16 protein-coding genes are annotated in these 17,416 nt (G+C 71.0%); 7 read left to right on the forward strand and 9 right to left on the reverse strand.

Annotated features, from left to right (window positions below; genetic code table 11):
- Positions 1-147: 147 nt before the first annotated feature.
- From ACFYXE_RS32735 to galU, 5 genes are all read right to left on the reverse strand, one after another.
- Positions 148-771, reverse strand: coding sequence for a GNAT family N-acetyltransferase (locus ACFYXE_RS32735; RefSeq protein ID WP_389318907.1), 624 nt, complete (start codon positions 769-771; stop codon positions 148-150).
- Positions 768-1,331, reverse strand: a complete 564-nt coding sequence (locus ACFYXE_RS32740; protein WP_389318848.1) for a molybdenum cofactor biosynthesis protein B — start codon at positions 1,329-1,331, stop codon at positions 768-770. The genes ACFYXE_RS32735 and ACFYXE_RS32740 overlap by 4 nt, the downstream gene beginning before the upstream one ends.
- Complete coding sequence (gene moaC / locus ACFYXE_RS32745) at positions 1,328-1,852, reverse strand: cyclic pyranopterin monophosphate synthase MoaC (protein ID WP_389318850.1); 525 nt, start codon at positions 1,850-1,852, stop codon at positions 1,328-1,330. The genes ACFYXE_RS32740 and moaC overlap by 4 nt, the downstream gene beginning before the upstream one ends.
- A gap of 84 nt (positions 1,853-1,936) precedes the next feature.
- Positions 1,937-3,283: a gephyrin-like molybdotransferase Glp gene (gene glp / locus ACFYXE_RS32750; protein WP_389318852.1), complete on the reverse strand. Its 1,347-nt coding sequence runs from the start codon at positions 3,281-3,283 to the stop codon at positions 1,937-1,939.
- Positions 3,284-3,287: 4 nt separating this feature from the next.
- The gene (gene galU, locus ACFYXE_RS32755; protein ID WP_389318854.1) at positions 3,288-4,199 is read right to left on the reverse strand and encodes a UTP--glucose-1-phosphate uridylyltransferase GalU; all 912 of its coding nucleotides are present in this window, start codon (positions 4,197-4,199) and stop codon (positions 3,288-3,290) included.
- A 93-nt stretch (positions 4,200-4,292) separates the two neighbouring features.
- Here galU and ACFYXE_RS32760 point away from each other — a divergent pair, with 93 nt between their 5' ends.
- Positions 4,293-4,934, forward strand: coding sequence for a 5-formyltetrahydrofolate cyclo-ligase (locus ACFYXE_RS32760; RefSeq protein ID WP_389318856.1), 642 nt, complete (start codon positions 4,293-4,295; stop codon positions 4,932-4,934).
- A 90-nt stretch (positions 4,935-5,024) separates the two neighbouring features.
- On the opposite strand, the gene ACFYXE_RS32765 is transcribed toward ACFYXE_RS32760, so the two are convergent.
- Complete coding sequence (locus ACFYXE_RS32765; RefSeq protein WP_389318858.1) at positions 5,025-7,913, reverse strand: penicillin acylase family protein; 2,889 nt, start codon at positions 7,911-7,913, stop codon at positions 5,025-5,027.
- A gap of 223 nt (positions 7,914-8,136) precedes the next feature.
- Here ACFYXE_RS32765 and ACFYXE_RS32770 point away from each other — a divergent pair, with 223 nt between their 5' ends.
- From ACFYXE_RS32770 to mscL, 6 genes are all read left to right on the forward strand, one after another.
- On the forward strand, positions 8,137-9,642 hold the full coding sequence (locus tag ACFYXE_RS32770) for a potassium/proton antiporter (protein WP_389318909.1): 1,506 nt from the start codon (positions 8,137-8,139) through the stop codon (positions 9,640-9,642).
- Positions 9,643-9,866: 224 nt separating this feature from the next.
- Positions 9,867-11,138 (forward strand): MFS transporter, encoded by a 1,272-nt coding sequence (locus ACFYXE_RS32775; protein ID WP_389318860.1) that lies wholly within the window; start codon positions 9,867-9,869, stop codon positions 11,136-11,138.
- A gap of 67 nt (positions 11,139-11,205) precedes the next feature.
- Positions 11,206-11,574: an FmdB family zinc ribbon protein gene (locus ACFYXE_RS32780; protein WP_389318862.1), complete on the forward strand. Its 369-nt coding sequence runs from the start codon at positions 11,206-11,208 to the stop codon at positions 11,572-11,574.
- Positions 11,575-11,662: 88 nt separating this feature from the next.
- A complete protein-coding gene (locus ACFYXE_RS32785) occupies positions 11,663-12,571 on the forward strand; it encodes an S-methyl-5'-thioadenosine phosphorylase (protein WP_389318864.1) in 909 nt (302 codons plus the stop codon).
- Positions 12,572-12,814: 243 nt separating this feature from the next.
- On the forward strand, positions 12,815-13,285 hold the full coding sequence (locus ACFYXE_RS32790; protein WP_389318866.1) for a hypothetical protein: 471 nt from the start codon (positions 12,815-12,817) through the stop codon (positions 13,283-13,285).
- 138 nt (positions 13,286-13,423) lie between these two features.
- Entirely contained in the window at positions 13,424-13,900 is a 477-nt protein-coding gene (mscL, locus tag ACFYXE_RS32795) for a large conductance mechanosensitive channel protein MscL (protein ID WP_389318868.1), read from the forward strand.
- Positions 13,901-13,907: 7 nt separating this feature from the next.
- Here mscL and ACFYXE_RS32800 read toward each other — a convergent pair whose 3' ends face one another.
- From ACFYXE_RS32800 to pflB, 3 genes are all read right to left on the reverse strand, one after another.
- The gene (locus tag ACFYXE_RS32800) at positions 13,908-14,156 is read right to left on the reverse strand and encodes a hypothetical protein (protein ID WP_361180691.1); all 249 of its coding nucleotides are present in this window, start codon (positions 14,154-14,156) and stop codon (positions 13,908-13,910) included.
- A 43-nt stretch (positions 14,157-14,199) separates the two neighbouring features.
- Positions 14,200-15,021: a pyruvate formate-lyase-activating protein gene (pflA, locus tag ACFYXE_RS32805; protein ID WP_389318870.1), complete on the reverse strand. Its 822-nt coding sequence runs from the start codon at positions 15,019-15,021 to the stop codon at positions 14,200-14,202.
- A 114-nt stretch (positions 15,022-15,135) separates the two neighbouring features.
- Positions 15,136-17,406 (reverse strand): formate C-acetyltransferase, encoded by a 2,271-nt coding sequence (gene pflB / locus ACFYXE_RS32810; RefSeq protein ID WP_361180687.1) that lies wholly within the window; start codon positions 17,404-17,406, stop codon positions 15,136-15,138.
- Between the last annotated feature and the right edge of the window lie 10 nt (positions 17,407-17,416).

Consider the following 17,416-nt stretch of genomic DNA (forward strand, 5'->3'; position numbering starts at 1 on the left):
ATCTCGAACTTTTTTTGTGACTGATGCGATCAACCGGCCGCCGTCGGCGTGAAATTAATGCCTGAGACAAGACTCATACGCGCCTCGGACGGTCGTTCACCGATCAATTTCGAACACGTATTTCATTTACGGGGGTGGGGAACCGGCCTACGCCGTGTTCCGAGGTCGCGCCTGGTGCCAGCGGCGCAACAACCCTTCCGGTACCTCTTCGACCGTGAGCGCGAAGACGAGGTGATCGCGCCACGCACCGTCGATGTGCAGATACCGCGGGCGCAGCCCCTCCTCGCGGAATCCGAGTTTCTCCACGACCCGTCGGCTCGGCGCGTTCTCGGGGCGAATACAGACCTCGATACGGTGCAGCCCGACCGAGCGGAAGCAGTGGTCGACGGCGAGCGCGACGGCGGTCGGCATCACGCCGCGGCCCGCGACGGACTCGTCGACCCAGTAGCCCACGTGCCCCGAGCACATCGAGCCCCAGGTGATCCCGGCGACCGTCAGCTGTCCGACGAGACGGCCCTGGTACTCGATGACGAAGGGCAGCATCCGGCCCGCGCCCGCCTCCGTGCGCAGATGACGGACCATCTGGCGGTAGGTGGGGCGGTGCACGATCGGGCCGCTCGGGGTGGGCGGCGGGATCGTGGCCTCCCAGGGGCGCAGCCAGTCGCGGTTGCGCCGGTTGACCTCGCGCCAGGCCCGCTGGTCGCGCATCTTTATGGGGCGGAGGGCGATGTCGCCGTCCGTCAGCTCGACGGGCCAGGAAGGGCTGTTCAGCTCGCACCCCCGGGCGGAGCGGGATGGTCGCCGCCGCGCAGCTGGTCCACGGCGTGCCGCAGCAGGGGCTCCAGGACGGCGAGCCCGTCGCGCACGCCGCCGGAGGAGCCCGGCAGGTTCACGATCAGCGTGCGGCCCGCGACCCCGGCGACGCCCCGCGACAGCACGGCCGTCGGGACCTTGTCCCTGCCGTACGCGCGGATCGCCTCCCCGATGCCCGGCACTTCGTGGTCCAGGAGGGCGCGGGTGACGTCGGGGGTGCGGTCGGTGGGCGAGATGCCGGTACCGCCGGTGGTCAGGATGACGTCGTGGCCCGCCTCGACGCCCGCGCGCAGGGCCTGCCCGACCGGCTCGCCGTCCGGGACGACCTGCGGCCCCTCGACGGCGAAGCCGAGCGCGGCCAGGCCCTCGGCGAGGATCGGTCCGCCGCGGTCGGGATAGATCCCGGCGGCGGCGCGGTTGGAGGCGGTCACGACGAGCGCGCGGTACGGAGCCGCCGCGGCGCCGTCGGCCTGCGCGCTGCCGCCCGGCCCGCTCCCGGGGGTGTTCCGGTCGCTCATTCCTGTGCCCCTTCGCGGCTCCAGACCCCGGACTTGCCGCCCGTCTTCTCCTCCACCCGGACCTCGCTGATGACGGCGCCCTTGTCGACGGCCTTCACCATGTCGACCACGGTGAGGGCGGCGACGCTCACCGCGGTGAGGGCCTCCATCTCGACGCCCGTGCGGTCGGTCGTCTTGACCGTCGCGACGATCTCGACGGCGTCGTCGGCCACGGAGAGGTCGAGCTTGACCCCGGAGACGGCCAGCGGGTGGCAGAGCGGGATCAGGTCCGGCGTGCGTTTGGCCCCCATGATGCCCGCGATCCGCGCGGTGGCCAGGGCGTCGCCCTTGGGCACTCCCTCGCCGCGCAGCAGCTCGATCACGCGCGGCGAGACCCGCACCCGGCCACTGGCGCGGGCGGTGCGCGCCGTCACGTCCTTGGCGGACACGTCGACCATGCGGGCCGCGCCCGCCTCGTCGATGTGGGTCAGTCGCTGCTGCTCAGGGGCTCCGGGGGTGTCCCCCCGGGAAATCGCGGTCATGTGCTTGGCGCTCCCGGTCCGGGCCCCGCGCGGTGCGGCGCGCGGGCCTGTTGTGCGCGACACGGTACCGCGCGGACGGGCTCCTCAGCCGAGCAGGACCACCTCGACGTCCGCGCCGGGCTCCACGGAGGTGGTGTCCTCGGGGACGACGATGAGCGCGTCGGCGTGCGCCAGGGCGGCGATCAGGTGCGAGCCGGAGCCGCCGACGGGCGTCACCCGGCCGCTGTCCGCCTCGTACCGGCCGCGCAGGAACTGGCGGCGGCCCGCGGGCGAGTGCAGCGACTTGTCCGCCGCCAGCTCCGCGCGCGCGGTGGGCCTGTGCACCCCGGGCAGGCCCATGAGGGTGCGGATGGCGGGGCGCACGAAGAGCTCGAAGGAGACGTACGAGGAGACCGGGTTGCCCGGCAGCGCGAGCAGCGGGGTGTGGTCGGGGCCGATGGAGCCGAAGCCCTGCGGCTTGCCCGGCTGCATGGCGACCTTGCGGAACTCCACGCCGCTGCCCGCCCCGATGCCGTCCTCCTCGTCGGGGCCGCCGACGGAGGTCAGGGCCTCCTTCACGACGTCGTACGCGCCGACGCTGACGCCGCCCGTGGTGACGATGAGGTCGGCGCGGATCAGCTGGTCCTCGATGGTGGAGCGCAGCGTCTCGGCGTCGTCGGCGACGGCGCCCACGCGGTAGGCGATGGCTCCGGCGTCGCGGGCGGCGGCGGTGAGGGCGAAGCTGTTGGAGTCGTAGATCTGGCCGCTCGCCAATTCCTCGCCGGGCTGGATCAGTTCGCTGCCGGTGGACATGACGACCACGCGCGGGCGGGGGCGGACCTTCACCGTGCCGCGGCCGATCGCGGCGAGCAGCGCGATCTGCGGGGGCCCGAGGACGGCGCCGGCGGCCAGCGCGCGGTCACCGGCCCGCACGTCGCTGCCGCGGGCCCGCACGTGCGCGCGGGCCTCGGCGGAACGGTGCACCCGGACCTCTCCGGAGGCGCCCTCGGGGGCGGCGCTGTGGGCGCGCATGCCGGCGACGGGGCCCTCGCCGAGCCCGCCGTCGGTCCACTCGACGGGCACGACCGCCTCGGCGCCGGGCGGCAGCGGGGCGCCGGTCATGATGCGGGCCGCCTGGCCCGCGCCGACGGTGGGCTGCTCGCCCGCGCCCGCCGCGACGTCGCCGATGACGGTCAGGACGGCGGGGAACTCCTCGCTCGCGCCCGCGACATCGGCGACCCGTACCGCGTACCCGTCCATGGAGCTGTTGTCGAAGGGCGGCAGCGAGACGGGCACCGTGACGTCCTCGACCAGGACACAGCCCTGGGCGTCGAGGAGTTGGAGCTCGATGGGTTCGAGCGGGCGGACGGTCCCGAGGATGTCGTCCAGATGCTCTTCCACCGACCAGAAGGGCTGGTGGTCGGTGGTCGGTGTCGTCGTGCTGCTGCTCAAAGTGCTACATCTCCTCGGTGACGTAACGGCGAAGCCAGGCCTGGAAGTCCGGTCCCAGATCTTCACGTTCGCACGCGAGTCTGACAATGGCACGCAGATAGTCGCCCCGGTCACCGGTGTCATAGCGGCGGCCCTGGAAGACCACGCCGTGCACCGGGCCGCCGACCTTCTCGTCGTACGCGAGCTGCTGGAGGGCGTCGGTGAGCTGGATCTCGCCGCCGCGGCCCGGCTCGGTCTTGCGCAGCACCTCGAAGATATGGGGGTCGAGGACATAGCGGCCGATGACCGCGTAGTTCGACGGCGCGTCGGCGACGTCGGGCTTCTCGACCAGGTCGGTGACCCTGACGACGTCGCCGTCCTCGGTGGCCTCGACGGCCGCGCAGCCGTACAGGTGGATCTGCTCGGGATCGACCTCCATGAGGGCGACGACGCTGCCGCCGTGCTGCTCCTGGATCTCGACCATGCGGGCCAGCAGGGGGTCGCGCGGGTCGATGAGGTCGTCGCCGAGGAGCACGGCGAACGGCTCCTGGCCGACGTGCGGAGCGGCGCACAGGACGGCGTGCCCCAGCCCCTTGGGGTCGCCCTGGCGCACGTAGTGCATCGTCGCGAGGTCGCTGGACTCCTGGACCTTGGCCAGCCGGGCCTCGTCGCCCTTCTTCAGGAGGGCGGACTCCAGCTCGTAGTTGCGGTCGAAGTGGTCCTCCAGCGGACGCTTGTTGCGACCGGTGATCATGAGGACGTCGTCGAGACCCGCGGACACGGCCTCCTCGACCACGTACTGGATCGCGGGCTTGTCGACGACCGGAAGCATCTCCTTGGGAGTCGCCTTGGTGGCCGGCAGGAACCGCGTACCGAGACCTGCGGCCGGGATGACCGCCTTGGTGATCCGGTTGTGGGGGGGCTGAGACTCAGTCATGGCGCCACCATATCCGGTGCGTATGTGCGGAATCTGTGGGTCCGGATAATTCGTGGGCATATGCGCCGAACAGGAAGGAATGGTGAGATCCGCATGAGCGGAACCAGTGGAACCAGCGAAACCAGCGGTGCCGAAGCCGAGGGTCAGCCAACCAAGCGGACGTTGCGGCGGGACTTCCTCGCGGTGAGGAGCGGGTTGACTGGGGATGACGCACGGACGGCGGCCGCGGTTCTCGCCGAGCGCGCGCTGGAGCTGCCGGAACTCGCCGGGGCGCGGACCGTGGCGGCGTACGTGTCCGTGGGCGGCGAACCGGGCACGCGCGCCCTGCTCGACGCCCTGCACGCGCGCGGGACCCGCGTCCTGCTCCCGGTGCTCCTGCCGGACAACGACCTGGACTGGGGCCGCTACGGGGGCGCGGGCTCGCTGACCCCCGTGCAACACAAGGGGAAGATGCAGCTGTTGGAGCCGTCCGGCGACCGGCTCGGGCCGGACGCGGTGCTCGCGGCGGACGCCGTGCTGCTGCCGGGACTCGCCGTGGACGCGCGCGGCATGCGGCTCGGGCGCGGCGGCGGATCGTACGACCGGGTCCTGGCCCGCCTGGAGCGCGCGGACGCCGATCCCGCCCTGGTGGTGCTCCTGTACGACTCCGAAGTCGTCGCGCGCGTCCCCGCGGAGGCGCACGACCGGCCGGTGCACGCCGTGGTGACGCCGTCCGGGGTGCGCCGCTTCCGCTGAGCCCCGCCGATCCGCCGGGGCGCCCGGAACGCCGAAAGGGCCCTCCACGCGTGCGTGGAGGGCCCTTTCAGGATGCGCCGTGGAGGACCGTCAGGGGCGCAGCACCAGCTTGTCGCCCGTGCTGCCCTCGACCGCCTTCTCCGTGAAGGACCAGGGCAGCAGTTCGCCCTTGGCCCACTTGTCGGTCTGGTCGGTGTAGTGGTCGTTGTACGCGTGCCCCGAGGCGCCGGTGAGGTTGATCCACTTGGACTTGTCGAGGTCCTTGAGGTTCACCACCATGCGCATCGACGGCACCCAGACCACGCCGTAGCCGCCCGCCGCGTTCCAGCCGGTCGCGTTGACCGCGGCCTCGCCGCCGCCGAGGTTCCACGGGCCGCGGTTGAGCACGAACTGCAGCCAGCCGGGACCCTCGGTGCCGAGCGTCTGGTTCTTCAGCGTGAGGCGGTGCAGACGGCCCCAGCTCCAGGTGTCGGCGTCCTTGCCGAGCTTGGCCGTCAGGTCCCAGCGCGCGTCCTCGAGAGCCCGCTTGAACAGCTGGTCGCGGGTCTTGGTCTCGTCGTCGGTACGCGTCTTCGGCGCCTGCCACCAGGCGTTCTTCTCGTCGTCGATGATCCGGCGGATCACCTCGTAGTAGCGGTCGCCGCCGTCCGGCTGGGCCGCGTCGGGGTCCCGCTGGCCGCACTCGCGCACCTTCTCGCCCTCGTCGGCCGGGCCGGTGTTGCCCGCCGGCTCGACGTTGAGGCACTGGCCCTTGACGCGCAGCTCCTTGGGGAGCTTGTTGCCGAAGGCCAGCTTGAGGATGTTGCGCCAGACCGAGTTGAAGTACGCGGCGGCCGCCGAGTCGGCGTCCTGCGTGTAGTCCCAGCCCTCCAGGAGCTGCTGCGCCTCGCGGACGTACTTGTCCTTGACGTCGATCTTCAGCAGCTTGGGCACCAGCAGCTTGGCGATCTCGCTGCTGTTGTCCATCTGCATGAGGCGCATGTCCTCGGTGGAGATCTTGCCGCCGTTCTTGATCTTCGACTGGATGAGGTCGTCGATCCGCTGGCTGCGCGCTCCGTAGCCCCAGTCCGCGGTCAGCTTGTAGGGGTACTTGTCCTTGTCGATCACGGCCTGGTTGGCGGTGACGATGTAGCCGCGCTTCGGGTTGTACTCGTAGGGCAGCGCGCGCTGCGGGATGTAGCCGGTCCAGCGGTAGGCGGGGTCCCAGCCCGGCGCGGGCAGCGAGCCGTCGCCCTTGCCGCGGGTCGGGATCCTGCCGGGTGCCTGGTAGCCGATGTTGCCGTCGGTGTCGGCGTAGATCAGGTTCTGGGAGGGCACCTCGAAGGAGGCGGCCGCCTTGCGGAACTCCGTGAAGTTCTTCGCCTTGTTCAGCTCGAAGACGGCGTCCATGGACTTGCCGGGGTTCAGCGCGGTCCAGCGCAGGGCCACTCCGTAGCCGTCGCCCCGGTCCGGGGCCGCGGCGTCCACGTGGGCCTTCCTGCCGACCTTGACCAGCTCGTCGTCCCGGTCGGAGATCAGCGGCCCGTTGTTGGTCTCACGGACCGTGATCTTCTTCGAGCTGCCGCCCGCGACCTTGATGGTCTCCTCGCGCGACCGGAAGGGCAGCACCTTGCCGCCGTACTGGTACCCGTCCCCGGTGAACTTCTCCAGGTACAGGTCCGTGACGTCGGCGCCGAGGTTGGTCATGCCCCAGGCGATGTCCTGGTTGTGGCCGATGACCACGCCCGGCATGCCGGAGAAGGTGTAGCCCGAGACGTCGTACTGGCACTTGTCGGAGACCGACCGGCAGTGCAGGCCCATCTGGTACCAGACGGAGGGCAGCTGCGGGGCCAGGTGCGGGTCGTTCGCCAGCAGCGGCTTGCCGGTGATGGTGTGGTCGCCGGAGACGACCCAGGAGTTCGAGCCGATGCCGTTGCCGTTCGGGCCGAGGATCGCCGGGACCTCGTCCAGGGCATCGGAGAGGCCCGAGAGCTGCGAGGTCATCCCGTCCGGGGCCTGCGTGCCGCCCGCGAGGCCGGTACCGGCGGTGCCACCGGCGCCGGAGGTACCCGTGCCCGTTCCGGTGCCTGTGCCTGTGCCTGTGCCGGTGCCGGTGCCTGTGCCTGTGCCTGTGCCTGTGCCTGTGCCGCTACCCGTACCGGTTCCGGTACCCGTTCCCGTGCCGTTGCCTCCCGGCGTGCCGGACGAGGAGGCGGTGCTCTTGGGGTCGTACTCCTCGGTGGCGCTGTTGTAGGCGCCCTCCTGGACGATCGGCTTGTTCCGCTTGTACGGGTAGGCCGGGTACAGGTCCTTGATCTGCGAGGGGCCGAGGCGGCTCGTCATCAGGGAGCGGTCGATCTCCTCCTGCATGTTGCCGCGCAGGTCCCAGGCCATGGCCTTGAGCCAGGCCACGGAGTCGACCGGCGTCCACTTCTGCGGCTTGTAGTCGTTCTCGAAGCCGAGCGCCGCGTACTCGACGGAGATGTCCTTGCCGTCCTTGCCGTCGAGGTAGGCGTTGACTCCCTTGGCGTACGCCTGGAGGTACTTCTTCGTCTCCGGCGAGAGCTTGGTGTCGTACTCCTTCTTCGCCACCCGGTGCCAGCCGAGCGTGCGCAGGAACTCATCGGTCTTGACCTGACCCTTGCCGAACATCTCGGAGAGCCGTCCGGAGGTCATGTGACGACGTACGTCCATCTCCCAGAAGCGGTCCTGCGCCTGGACGAAGCCCTGCGCCATGAAGAGGTCGTCGTCGGACTCGGCGTAGATCTGCGGGATTCCGTTTCCGTCCCGCTTCACGTCGACCGGGCCGGCGAGCCCGTCGAGCTTGATCGTTCCCTTGGTCTGCGGGAAGGAGGCGCGCACGGTGCTGACGCTCCAGTACGCGCCGAAGCCGATGCCTCCGACGATGGCCAGGACCAGGACGATCACGACGAGGCGGGCTCGGCGCCCCTTCTTCTTGCCGGACTTATGGCCGGAAGAGGCGGTGGTGTTGGAGGGCATCGCTGTCCTTGCTGTCCTTACGCGAGCGGCAGGGCGGGCTGTGCTGTCGACTGGGCGGCTCTGGGAGCGCTGGAGCAACCATAGGCGCAGGGCGTTGCGGCTCCGGACGCGGAGTCAGGAACCCGACCCCGTCGAGATCGAATAGTCATTCGACGGCGTCAAGGAAGCGTTAACAATTAGGTAAGGTAACGAAGTACTCGCCACACGGAGGAAGGAACGGCCCCTGACTGTCCACCACCTCAACCAGCTCCTGCTCGTCTGCTCGCTCGTCCTGCTCGTCGCGGTGGCGGCGGTCCGGATCTCCTCGCGCAGCGGGCTCCCCAGCCTGCTCCTGTACCTGGGCATCGGCATCGCCATGGGCCAGGACGGCGTCGGCGACGTCCACTTCGACAACGCCGAACTGACCCAGGTCATCGGCTACGCCGCCCTGGTCGTGATCCTCGCCGAGGGCGGCCTCGGCACGAAGTGGAAAGAGATCAGGCCCGCCCTGCCCGCGGCCGCCGTGCTCTCCACCGTCGGTGTCGCGATCAGCGTCGGCGTGACGGCCGCCGGAGCCCACTACCTGGTGGGCCTGGAATGGCGACAGGCGCTGATCATCGGCGCGGTGGTCTCGTCGACGGACGCGGCCGCGGTCTTCTCGGTGCTGCGCAAGGTGCCGCTCCCCTCCCGCGTGACGGGTGTGCTGGAAGCGGAGTCGGGGTTCAACGACGCCCCTGTGGTGATCCTCGTGGTGGCGTTCTCCACGGCGGGACCGGTGGACGACTGGTACCTGCTGATCGGCAAGATCGCCCTGGAACTGGCGATCGGCGCCGCGATAGGCATCGCGGTCGGCTGGCTCGGCGCCTACGGCCTGCGGCACGTGGCCCTGCCCGCCTCCGGCCTCTACCCGATCGCCGTCATGGCGATCGCGGTCACCGCCTACGCCGCGGGCGCCATGGCGCACGGCAGCGGATTCCTCGCCGTCTACCTCGCCGCGATGGTGCTCGGCAACGCCCGGCTGCCCCACTGGCCGGCCACCCGAGGCTTCGCCGAGGGGCTCGGCTGGCTCGCCCAGATCGGCATGTTCGTCCTGCTCGGCCTGCTGGTCACCCCGCACGACCTGCTCGACGACACCTGGCCCGCGATCGTCATCGGCCTGGTCCTGACCGTGGTGGCCCGGCCGCTCGAGGTCGTGCTCAGCCTGCTGCCGTTCCGGGTGCCCTGGCAGGAGAAGGCGCTGCTGTCCTGGGCCGGACTGCGCGGAGCGGTGCCCATCATCCTGGCGACCATCCCGATGGTGAGCGGCGTCGAGGACAGCCAGCGGATCTTCAACATCGTCTTCGTCCTGGTCGTCGTCTACACCCTCATCCAGGGCCCCACGCTGCCCTGGATGGCCCGCAAGCTGCGGCTGGGCGACTCCTCGGAGGCCGCCGACCTCGGCGTCGAGTCCGCGCCCCTGGAGCGGCTCCAGGGCCATCTGCTGTCCGTGGCCATCCCCAAGGGCTCGCGCATGCACGGCGTCGAGGTCGCCGAGCTGCGGCTGCCCACCGGCTCGGCGGTCACGCTGGTCGTCCGCGAGGGCGAATCGTTCGTCCCGCTGCCGACGACCGTGCTGCGGCGCGGCGACGAGCTCCTGGTGGTGGCGACGGACCCGGTGCGCGACGCCGCCGAGAAGCGGCTGCGCGCGGTCGGCCACGGCGGAAAGCTCGCCAGCTGGCTGGGAACCGACGGAGAAAAGCACCAATCGTAGGTGGCGGGGGTCTCATCGGCTGCAATCACAGGGCCGAATGACCCCCTCCCCTGTACGATGAAGGCACCAGATCGAACCAACTCTGCCTGAAGCAGAGCTGGCGCGACCGTATGGCGGTCGAGGCACCCCCGCAGTGGAGCCCGGCATCTACCGCAGTTCCGCGCAAGAGGACAGCTCTCGGCGCCCCCGCACGGGCGCTACCAGGCGGCAGAAAGGCACGGGCCGTGGCATCCACGGTCACCGAATCCCGCCCGGGTTACGGACAGCTCCTGCGCACCCCTCGCGCCTGGACCTTCCTGCTCCCCGGCTTCGCGGCGCGCCAGCCGTTCGCGATGCTGACCATCTCCATCGTCCTGCTGGTGCAGCACACCACCGGCTCGTACGGAGCCGCGGGCGCCGTCTCCGCCGTCACCGGCGTCTCCATGGCGCTCTTCGCCCCCTTCGGCGGCAAGCTCGCCGACCGCTTCGGGCAGCGCGCCGTGCTGGTGCCCGGCATCCTCGTGCACACCGCGTCCGTCATCACGCTGACCGTCCTCGCGCTGTCCGACGCCCCGCTGTGGGCGCTGTTCGTGGCCGCCGTGCCCGCGGGCGCCTCGACGCCGCAGATCGGCCCCATGGTGCGGGCCCGCTGGGGCGTCAAGCTCCAGGACTCCCCGCTCGCCACCACCGCGGCCGCCTTCGAGTCGGTCACCGACGAGCTGACCTTCGTCCTCGGCCCGCTCTTCGCCACCGCGCTGTGCACCACCGTCGACCCCGCCGCGGGCCTGCTCACCGAGGCCGGGCTCACCCTCGTCGGCGGCCTGCTGTTCGCCGCCCAGAAGAGCACCCAGCCCAAGCCCTCCGCCCTGCACGACGAGCACGCGCGCGTGGAGCACGTCTCCGCGCTGCGCATCCCCGGCGTACGGGTCCTGATCGTCACCTTCCTCGGCATCGGTGCCGTCTTCGGCGGCATGCAGGTCTCGCTGGCCGCCTTCACCGAATCGATCGGGCAGCCGGGCCTGAACGGCGTCCTGTACGGCACGTTCGCGGCCGGCAACATGCTCTCCGGTGTCGCCTGCGGCGCCATCGCCTGGAAGATCTCCCCCCAGCGACGCCTCCTCGTCGGGTACGCGGCACTGACCCTGATGGCCTCCGGCCTGTGGGCCGCGCAGTCCGTGCTGCTGCTCGCCGGGCTCGGCCTGCTGGTCGGCGTCTGCATCGCGCCCGCCCTGATCACCGGCTACACGCTGGTCGACAAGCTGGTCGCGCCGACCGGCCGCACGGAGGCCTTCACCTGGCTGACGGGCGCGGTCGCGCTCGGCCAGGCGGCGGCCGTCACGGTCGCCGGACAGCTGGAGGACCGCCTCTGGGACGGGGCCGGATTCCTGGTCCCGCTGGGCGGCACGGCACTGGCCTTCGTGGTCCTCGTGGCGCTCCGTTCGCGGCTCGTTCCCCGGGCCCCGAGCCGCACCGTGGCGCGTGGCGTCGGTCACCGCGTGCCGGTGACGGTGGACTGATCTCGCGGAATACGTCACTATGGACCGTCGTTAGCACTCATCGAGTGAGAGTGCCAGGAGGAAGCAAGTGCCGACGTACCAGTACCAGTGCACCGAGTGTGGCGAGGGCCTCGAGGCGGTGCAGAAGTTCACCGATGACGCCCTGACCGTGTGCCCCAACTGCGACGGACGCCTCAAGAAGGTGTTCTCGGCGGTCGGCATCGTCTTCAAGGGCTCCGGCTTCTACCGCAACGACAGCCGCGGCTCGTCGTCCAGCAGCACGCCGTCGACCGCGTCGTCGAAGTCGTCTTCGTCGTCGGATGCGTCGGGGTCCTCGGGTTCCTCGGACTCGAAGTCGTCCTCCACGTCGACCTCCTCGTCCTCGGGGTCGTCTTCCTCGGACTCCAAGTCCTCCGGCTCCTCCTCGACGTCCACGTCGTCGACCTCGGCCGCCTAGGACTTCTCCGCACGCTCTTCCGTGCGAGCCCGCCGTCCCCGCGACGGCGGGCTCGTCGGCGTTTCCCGGCCCGGCTACTGTGCGGCCCATGGTGAACCAGGCGAACGCCACGCGGGCCGGTATCGGCGTGATCGGCGGCTCCGGCTTCTACTCCTTCCTCGACGACGTCACCGAGGTGCGGGTCGACACCCCCTACGGACCGCCGAGCGACTCCCTCTTCCTCGGTGAGATCGCGGGCCGCCGGGTCGCCTTCCTGCCCCGGCACGGGCGCGGCCACCATCTGCCGCCGCACCGCATCAACTACCGCGCCAACCTCTGGGCGCTGCGCTCCGTCGGCGTACGCCAGGTGCTCGGGCCCTGCGCGGTCGGCGGACTGCGGCCGGAGTACGGACCGGGGACGCTGCTGGTCCCCGACCAGCTCGTGGACCGCACGCGGTCGCGGGCGCAGACCTACTTCGACGGGGCGCCGCTGCCCGACGGAAGCGTGCCCCACGTCGTGCACGTCTCGCTCGCCGACCCCTACTGTCCGGTGGGCCGCGACGCCGCGCTGGCGGCGGCCCGCGGGCGCGGCTGGCAGCCGGTGGACGGCGGCACGCTCGTGGTGATCGAGGGCCCGCGCTTCTCCACCCGGGCGGAGTCGCGCTGGTACGCGGCGCAGGGCTGGTCGGTGGTGGGCATGACCGGCCACCCCGAGGCGGCGCTCGCCCGCGAACTGGAGCTCTGCTACACGTCGTTGAACCTGGTCACCGACCTGGACGCGGGCGCGGAATCCGGCGAGGGCGTCTCGCACGACGAGGTGCTGCGGGTCTTCGCGGCCAACGTGGACCGGTTGCGGGGCGTGCTGTTCGACGCGGTGGCGGGACTGCCGGAGCCGGGCGAGGAGGGCGCGGGGGGCCAGGAGGGCCCGCGGGGCCCGGGGGGCGAGGACGGCGACGGGCGCACGTGTCCGTGTGCGGGGGCGCTGGGCGGGATGGATCCGGGGATTCGGCTGCCGTGAGGTGAGCGGGCAGGCAGGCAGGCGGGCAGGCGGGCAGGCGGGCAGGCGGGGGGAACTTCCCCTTCGGGTGACGGAGTTGTCCACAACCGGTGAGTAGTCCATGGGCGTCGGCGGGAATCGGCGCGGGCCTGCATCGTGAGGACGGAAGCCGAGATCCTCGCACCGCAGGCGGTGGTTGTCGTGACGCATGTTCCTCCCCGGACCCGGCCCGCAGACGGGTGCCCGGTCCCTGATTTCGCCCCCGTGCGGGTGCGCGGCGGGCACCCGCGGCTGCGCGGACTGCTCCGGCACCGGCGCCGGGCGCTGGCCGTGGGGCTCGCGCTGACCGCGGCCGCGCTCGCCGCCACGGCCCCGCGGGAGGCGGACGGCGCGCGGGGCGTCGCGGCCGCCGCCGAGCGGCCCGGCCGGCAGCGGCCCCCGGGCCCCGGCGCGGAGCAGGCGCGGGTGACGGCCCCCGTGCGGATCGCGGACGCGGAGGCGGTGCGGCTCCTGCGCCCCGGCGACCGGATCGACGTGATCGCCGCCGGCGGTTCCCCCGCGGGCGGTGCGGAGCCGCGGGTGGTGGCGGCGGGCGCCCGGGTGTCGCAGGTGCCCGACCCCGGGGACGGACCCGTCGAGAGCGGCGCCTTGGTGGTGCTGTCGGTACCGAGGGACACCGCGGCGCGCCTGGCCGGGGCCGGGGCGAGCGCACGGCTCGCGGTGACGCTGCGATGAAGCGGAACGTTCACGATCGCACTGACAGCCTGTCAAGTCTCTCGTTCGTGCGCGTCAATTGGACAGCTCAGGCAGGGCCTGACGTAGGTTGCGAAGTTGTTTGTCCCGCACCCCGCACATGCAACGAAAGGCCTTGTGGTGAGCGAGAAGAAGGAACCGGGCGTCTGGGAGGGCTTCAAGGCCTTCCTGATGCGCGGCAATGTCGTCGACCTGGCGGTCGCGGTGGTCATCGGCGCCGCGTTCACGAACGTCGTGAACTCGGTGGTGAAGGGTGTCATCAACCCGCTCGTCGGCGCCTTCGGCACGAAGGACCTCGACCACTACCGCTCGTGCCTGAAGGCCCCCTGCGAGACGAACGGCGCGGGCGACGTCATCAAGGGCATCCCGATCATGTGGGGCACCGTGCTCAGCGCGGTCCTCAGCTTCGTGATCACCGCGGCCGTCGTGTACTTCCTGATGGTGCTGCCCATGGCCAAGTACCTGGCGCGGGTGGCCGCCAAGAAGGCGGAGAAGGAGGGCACCCAGGAGGTCATCGAGATCACCGAGCTGGAGGTGCTCAAGGAGATCCGCGACGCCTTGGTGGCGCAGCGCGGCACCGGGCACCGCGAGGAGTAGCCCCGGCTCAGATGTGGTGGGGCGGCTTCTCGTCGAGGAAGCGCGCCAGGTCCGCGGCGCTGTCCCGGCCGGCCTCGGCCCGCTCGCCCCACCCGCGGTCCGTGTCGTCGGCGGACTGCTGCGACAGCGGATCGTCGAAGATCAGCGCACTGCCCGGCTTCTTCGCGCTCGCGTTCGCCGCGCTCGCGGGCTTCTTCGCGTCGTCCGGCCCGGGGTTCTCCGGATCGCGCGGTTCGGGGGCGGGGGCGGTGCTCATGCGTCCAGGGTACGTCGGGCGGGCCGGGCAGGCCGGGCGGGCCTCAGACGGCCTTCAGGCCGTGCGCCGCGAAGATCTCCTTGGCGGCGGCCACCTGCTCCGGGGTGGGCGAGGGGGTGTCGCGCAGCGTGAAGTCCTTGCCGAGCGCGTCCCACTTCGCCTCGCCGAGCTTGTGGAAGGGCAGTACGTCGACGCGCGAGATGTTGCCGAGCGAGGCGGCGAAGCGGGCGACGCCCTCGATGTTCGCCGGGTCGTCGGTCAGCCCCGGGACGAGGACGAAGCGCACCCAGGTCTCCTGGCCCAGGTCGGCGAGCCGGTGGGCGAAGTCGAGGGTGGGCCGCAGGGGGCGGCCGGTGACCCGCTGGTAGGTCCCGGGGTCCCAGGACTTGATGTCGAGCAGGACCAGGTCGACGTCGCGGAGCAGGGCGTCGGTGGCGCGGGCGCCGAGGAAGCCGGACGTGTCGAGGGCGGTGTGCAGCCCCAGTTCGTGCTTGAGGCGGTGCAGGAGCTCACCGGTGAAGACGGGCTGCAGCAGGGGCTCGCCGCCGCTGACGGTGGCTCCTCCCCCGGCCGCGGAGATGAACGTCGTGTACTTGGCGGCTTCCGCGATCACGTCGTCGGCGGTGGTCCGCTTGCCGTTGCGCATCCGCCAGGTGTCCGGGTTGTGGCAGTACAGGCAGGTCAGCGGGCAGCCCGCGAGGAAGGTCACGAAGCGCGACCCCGGCCCGTCGACGCCGGTGGACAGGTCCCAGGAGTGGATCGAGCCCGTGACGGGACGGTGGGTGGCGGCCGCCGCGGGAGTGGCCGCGTCCTCGTCGACCGCGTGGGGGCGTACGGGGATGTCGGTACCGAGCAGGACAGCCATGGCGGAACTCCCGAACTGCTGACAGGACGTGGTGTGCGCGGCGCCCGGGGCCGGGGTGAGGGCCCGGCCCCGGGGCCGCGGATCGGGGGCGGCTCCCGGGCGGGAGCCGGTGGCTCAGAGCGAGCCGTGGAAGGTGCGGTTGATGACGTCGAGCTGCTGGTCGCGGGTGAGCCGGATGAAGTTCACCGCGTATCCGGAGACCCGGATGGTCAGCTGCGGGTAGTTCTCCGGGTGCTCCATGGCGTCCTCCAGGGTCGCCTTGTTCAGCACGTTGACGTTCATGTGGAAGCCGTCGCTGGCCATGAAGCCGTCCAGGACTCCGGCGAGGTTCGTGATCCGCTCCTCGGGGGTGCGGCCGAGCGCGTCCGGGGTGATGGTGTTGGTCAGCGAGATGCCGTCCTCGGCGTCGTCGTAGGGCAGCTTGGCGACCGACATCGCCGAGGCGATGTAGCCGTGCTCGTCGCGGCCGTTCATCGGGTTGGCGCCCGGGGCGAAGGGCGTGCCGGCGCGGCGGCCGTCGGGGGTGTTGCCGGTCTTCTTGCCGTAGACGACGTTCGAGGTGATCGTCAGCACCGACTGGGTGTGCACCGCGTCGCGGTACGTGGGGTGCTTGCGGATCTTGTCCATGAAGTCGTGCACGATGCGCCGGGCGATCTCGTCGGCACGGTCGTCGTTGTTGCCGTAGGCGGGGTAGTCGCCCTCGATCTCGTAGTCGACGGCCAGGCCCGTCTCGTCGCGGACGACCTTGACCCGGGCGTGCTTGATCGCCGAGAGCGAGTCGGCGGCGACGGAGAGACCCGCGATGCCGCACGCCATGGTGCGCAGGATCTCCTGGTCGTGCAGCGCCATCTCGATGCGCTCGTAGGCGTACTTGTCGTGCATGTAGTGGATGACGTTGAGCGCGTGGACGTACGTCTTCGCCAGCCAGTCGAGCATCGCGTCGTACTGCCGCACGACGGTCGCGTAGTCCAGGTAGTCGCCCTCGATCGGGGTGAAGCCCTGCACGACGGTCTTGCCGGACTTCTCGTCGCGGCCGCCGTTGATCGCGTAGAGGAGCGCCTTGGCGACGTTGACGCGGGCGCCGAAGAACTGCATCTGCTTGCCGACGGCCATCGCGGAGACGCAGCAGGCGATGGCGGTGTCGTCGCCGTACTTGGGCCGCATCAGGTCGTCCGACTCGAACTGGATGGCCGAGGTGTCGATGGCGACCTTGGCGGCGAAGTCCTTGAAGCCCTGCGGCAGCTGCTGCGACCAGAAGACCGTGAGGTTCGGCTCGGGGGCCGGGCCCAGGTTGTAGAGGGTCTGCAGGGCGCGGAAGGTGGTGCGCGAGACCAGCGGGCGGCCGTCGTCGCCGATGCCGGCCATCGACCAGGTCACCCAGGTGGGGTCGCCGGAGTAGAGCTCGTTGTACTCGGGGGTGCGCAGGAAGCGGACGATGCGGAGCTTGATGACGAAGTCGTCGATGAACTCCTGGGCCTCGGCCTCGGTGATGCGCCCGGCCTCGATGTCGCGCTGCAGGTAGATGTCGAGGAAGTTGTCGATGCGGCCGATCGACATGGCCGCGCCGTTCTGCTCCTTCACGGCGGCGAGGTAGGCGAAGTACAGCCACTGGACGGCCTCGCGGCCGGTGGTGGCGGGCTGCGAGATGTCGTAGCCGTACGACATCGCCATGGCCTTCAGTTCCTTGAGGGCCTTGATCTGCTCGGAGACCTCCTCGCGTCCGCGGATGACCTCCTCGGTGGCCCACTCCTCGCCGAGGGCGGCCTTGTCGGCCTCCTTGGCGGCGATCAGGCGGTCGACGCCGTAGAGGGCGACGCGGCGGTAGTCGCCGATGATGCGGCCGCGGCCGTAGGCGTCGGGCAGGCCGGTGATGATGCCGGAGGAGCGGCAGGCGCGGATCTCGGGGGTGTAGGCGTCGAAGACACCTTCGTTGTGGGTCTTGCGCAGGTGGGTGTAGACGTCCCTGACCTCGGGGTCGGCCTCGTAGCCGTAGGCGTTGAGGGCGCCCTCGACCATGCGCCAGCCGCCGTTGGGCATGATGGCGCGCTTGAGGGGGGCGTCGGTCTGCAGGCCGACGATGAGGTCCTTGTGGTCGGCGGCGGTGCCGTCGATGTATCCGGGCCGGAAGGCGTCGATGCGCGAGGGGGTCTTCACGTCGACGTCGTGGATGCCGCGCTCGATCTCCGTGGGGAACATGGAGAGGAGGGTCTGCCAGACCTCGGTGGTGCGCTCGGTCGCGCCGGCCAGGAAGGAGTCGTCGCCCTCGTACGGGGTGTAGTTCTGCTGCACGAAGTCGCGGACGTCGATGGCGTCCCGCCACAGGCCGCCCTTGAAGCCGTCCCAGGCCTCGCCGTTCACTGTCGTTTCCGCAGGAGTGGCAGTCATGACCCGCACC

The organism is Streptomyces sp. NPDC002564, assembly GCF_042889645.1.
Lineage (GTDB): Bacteria > Actinomycetota > Actinomycetes > Streptomycetales > Streptomycetaceae > Streptomyces.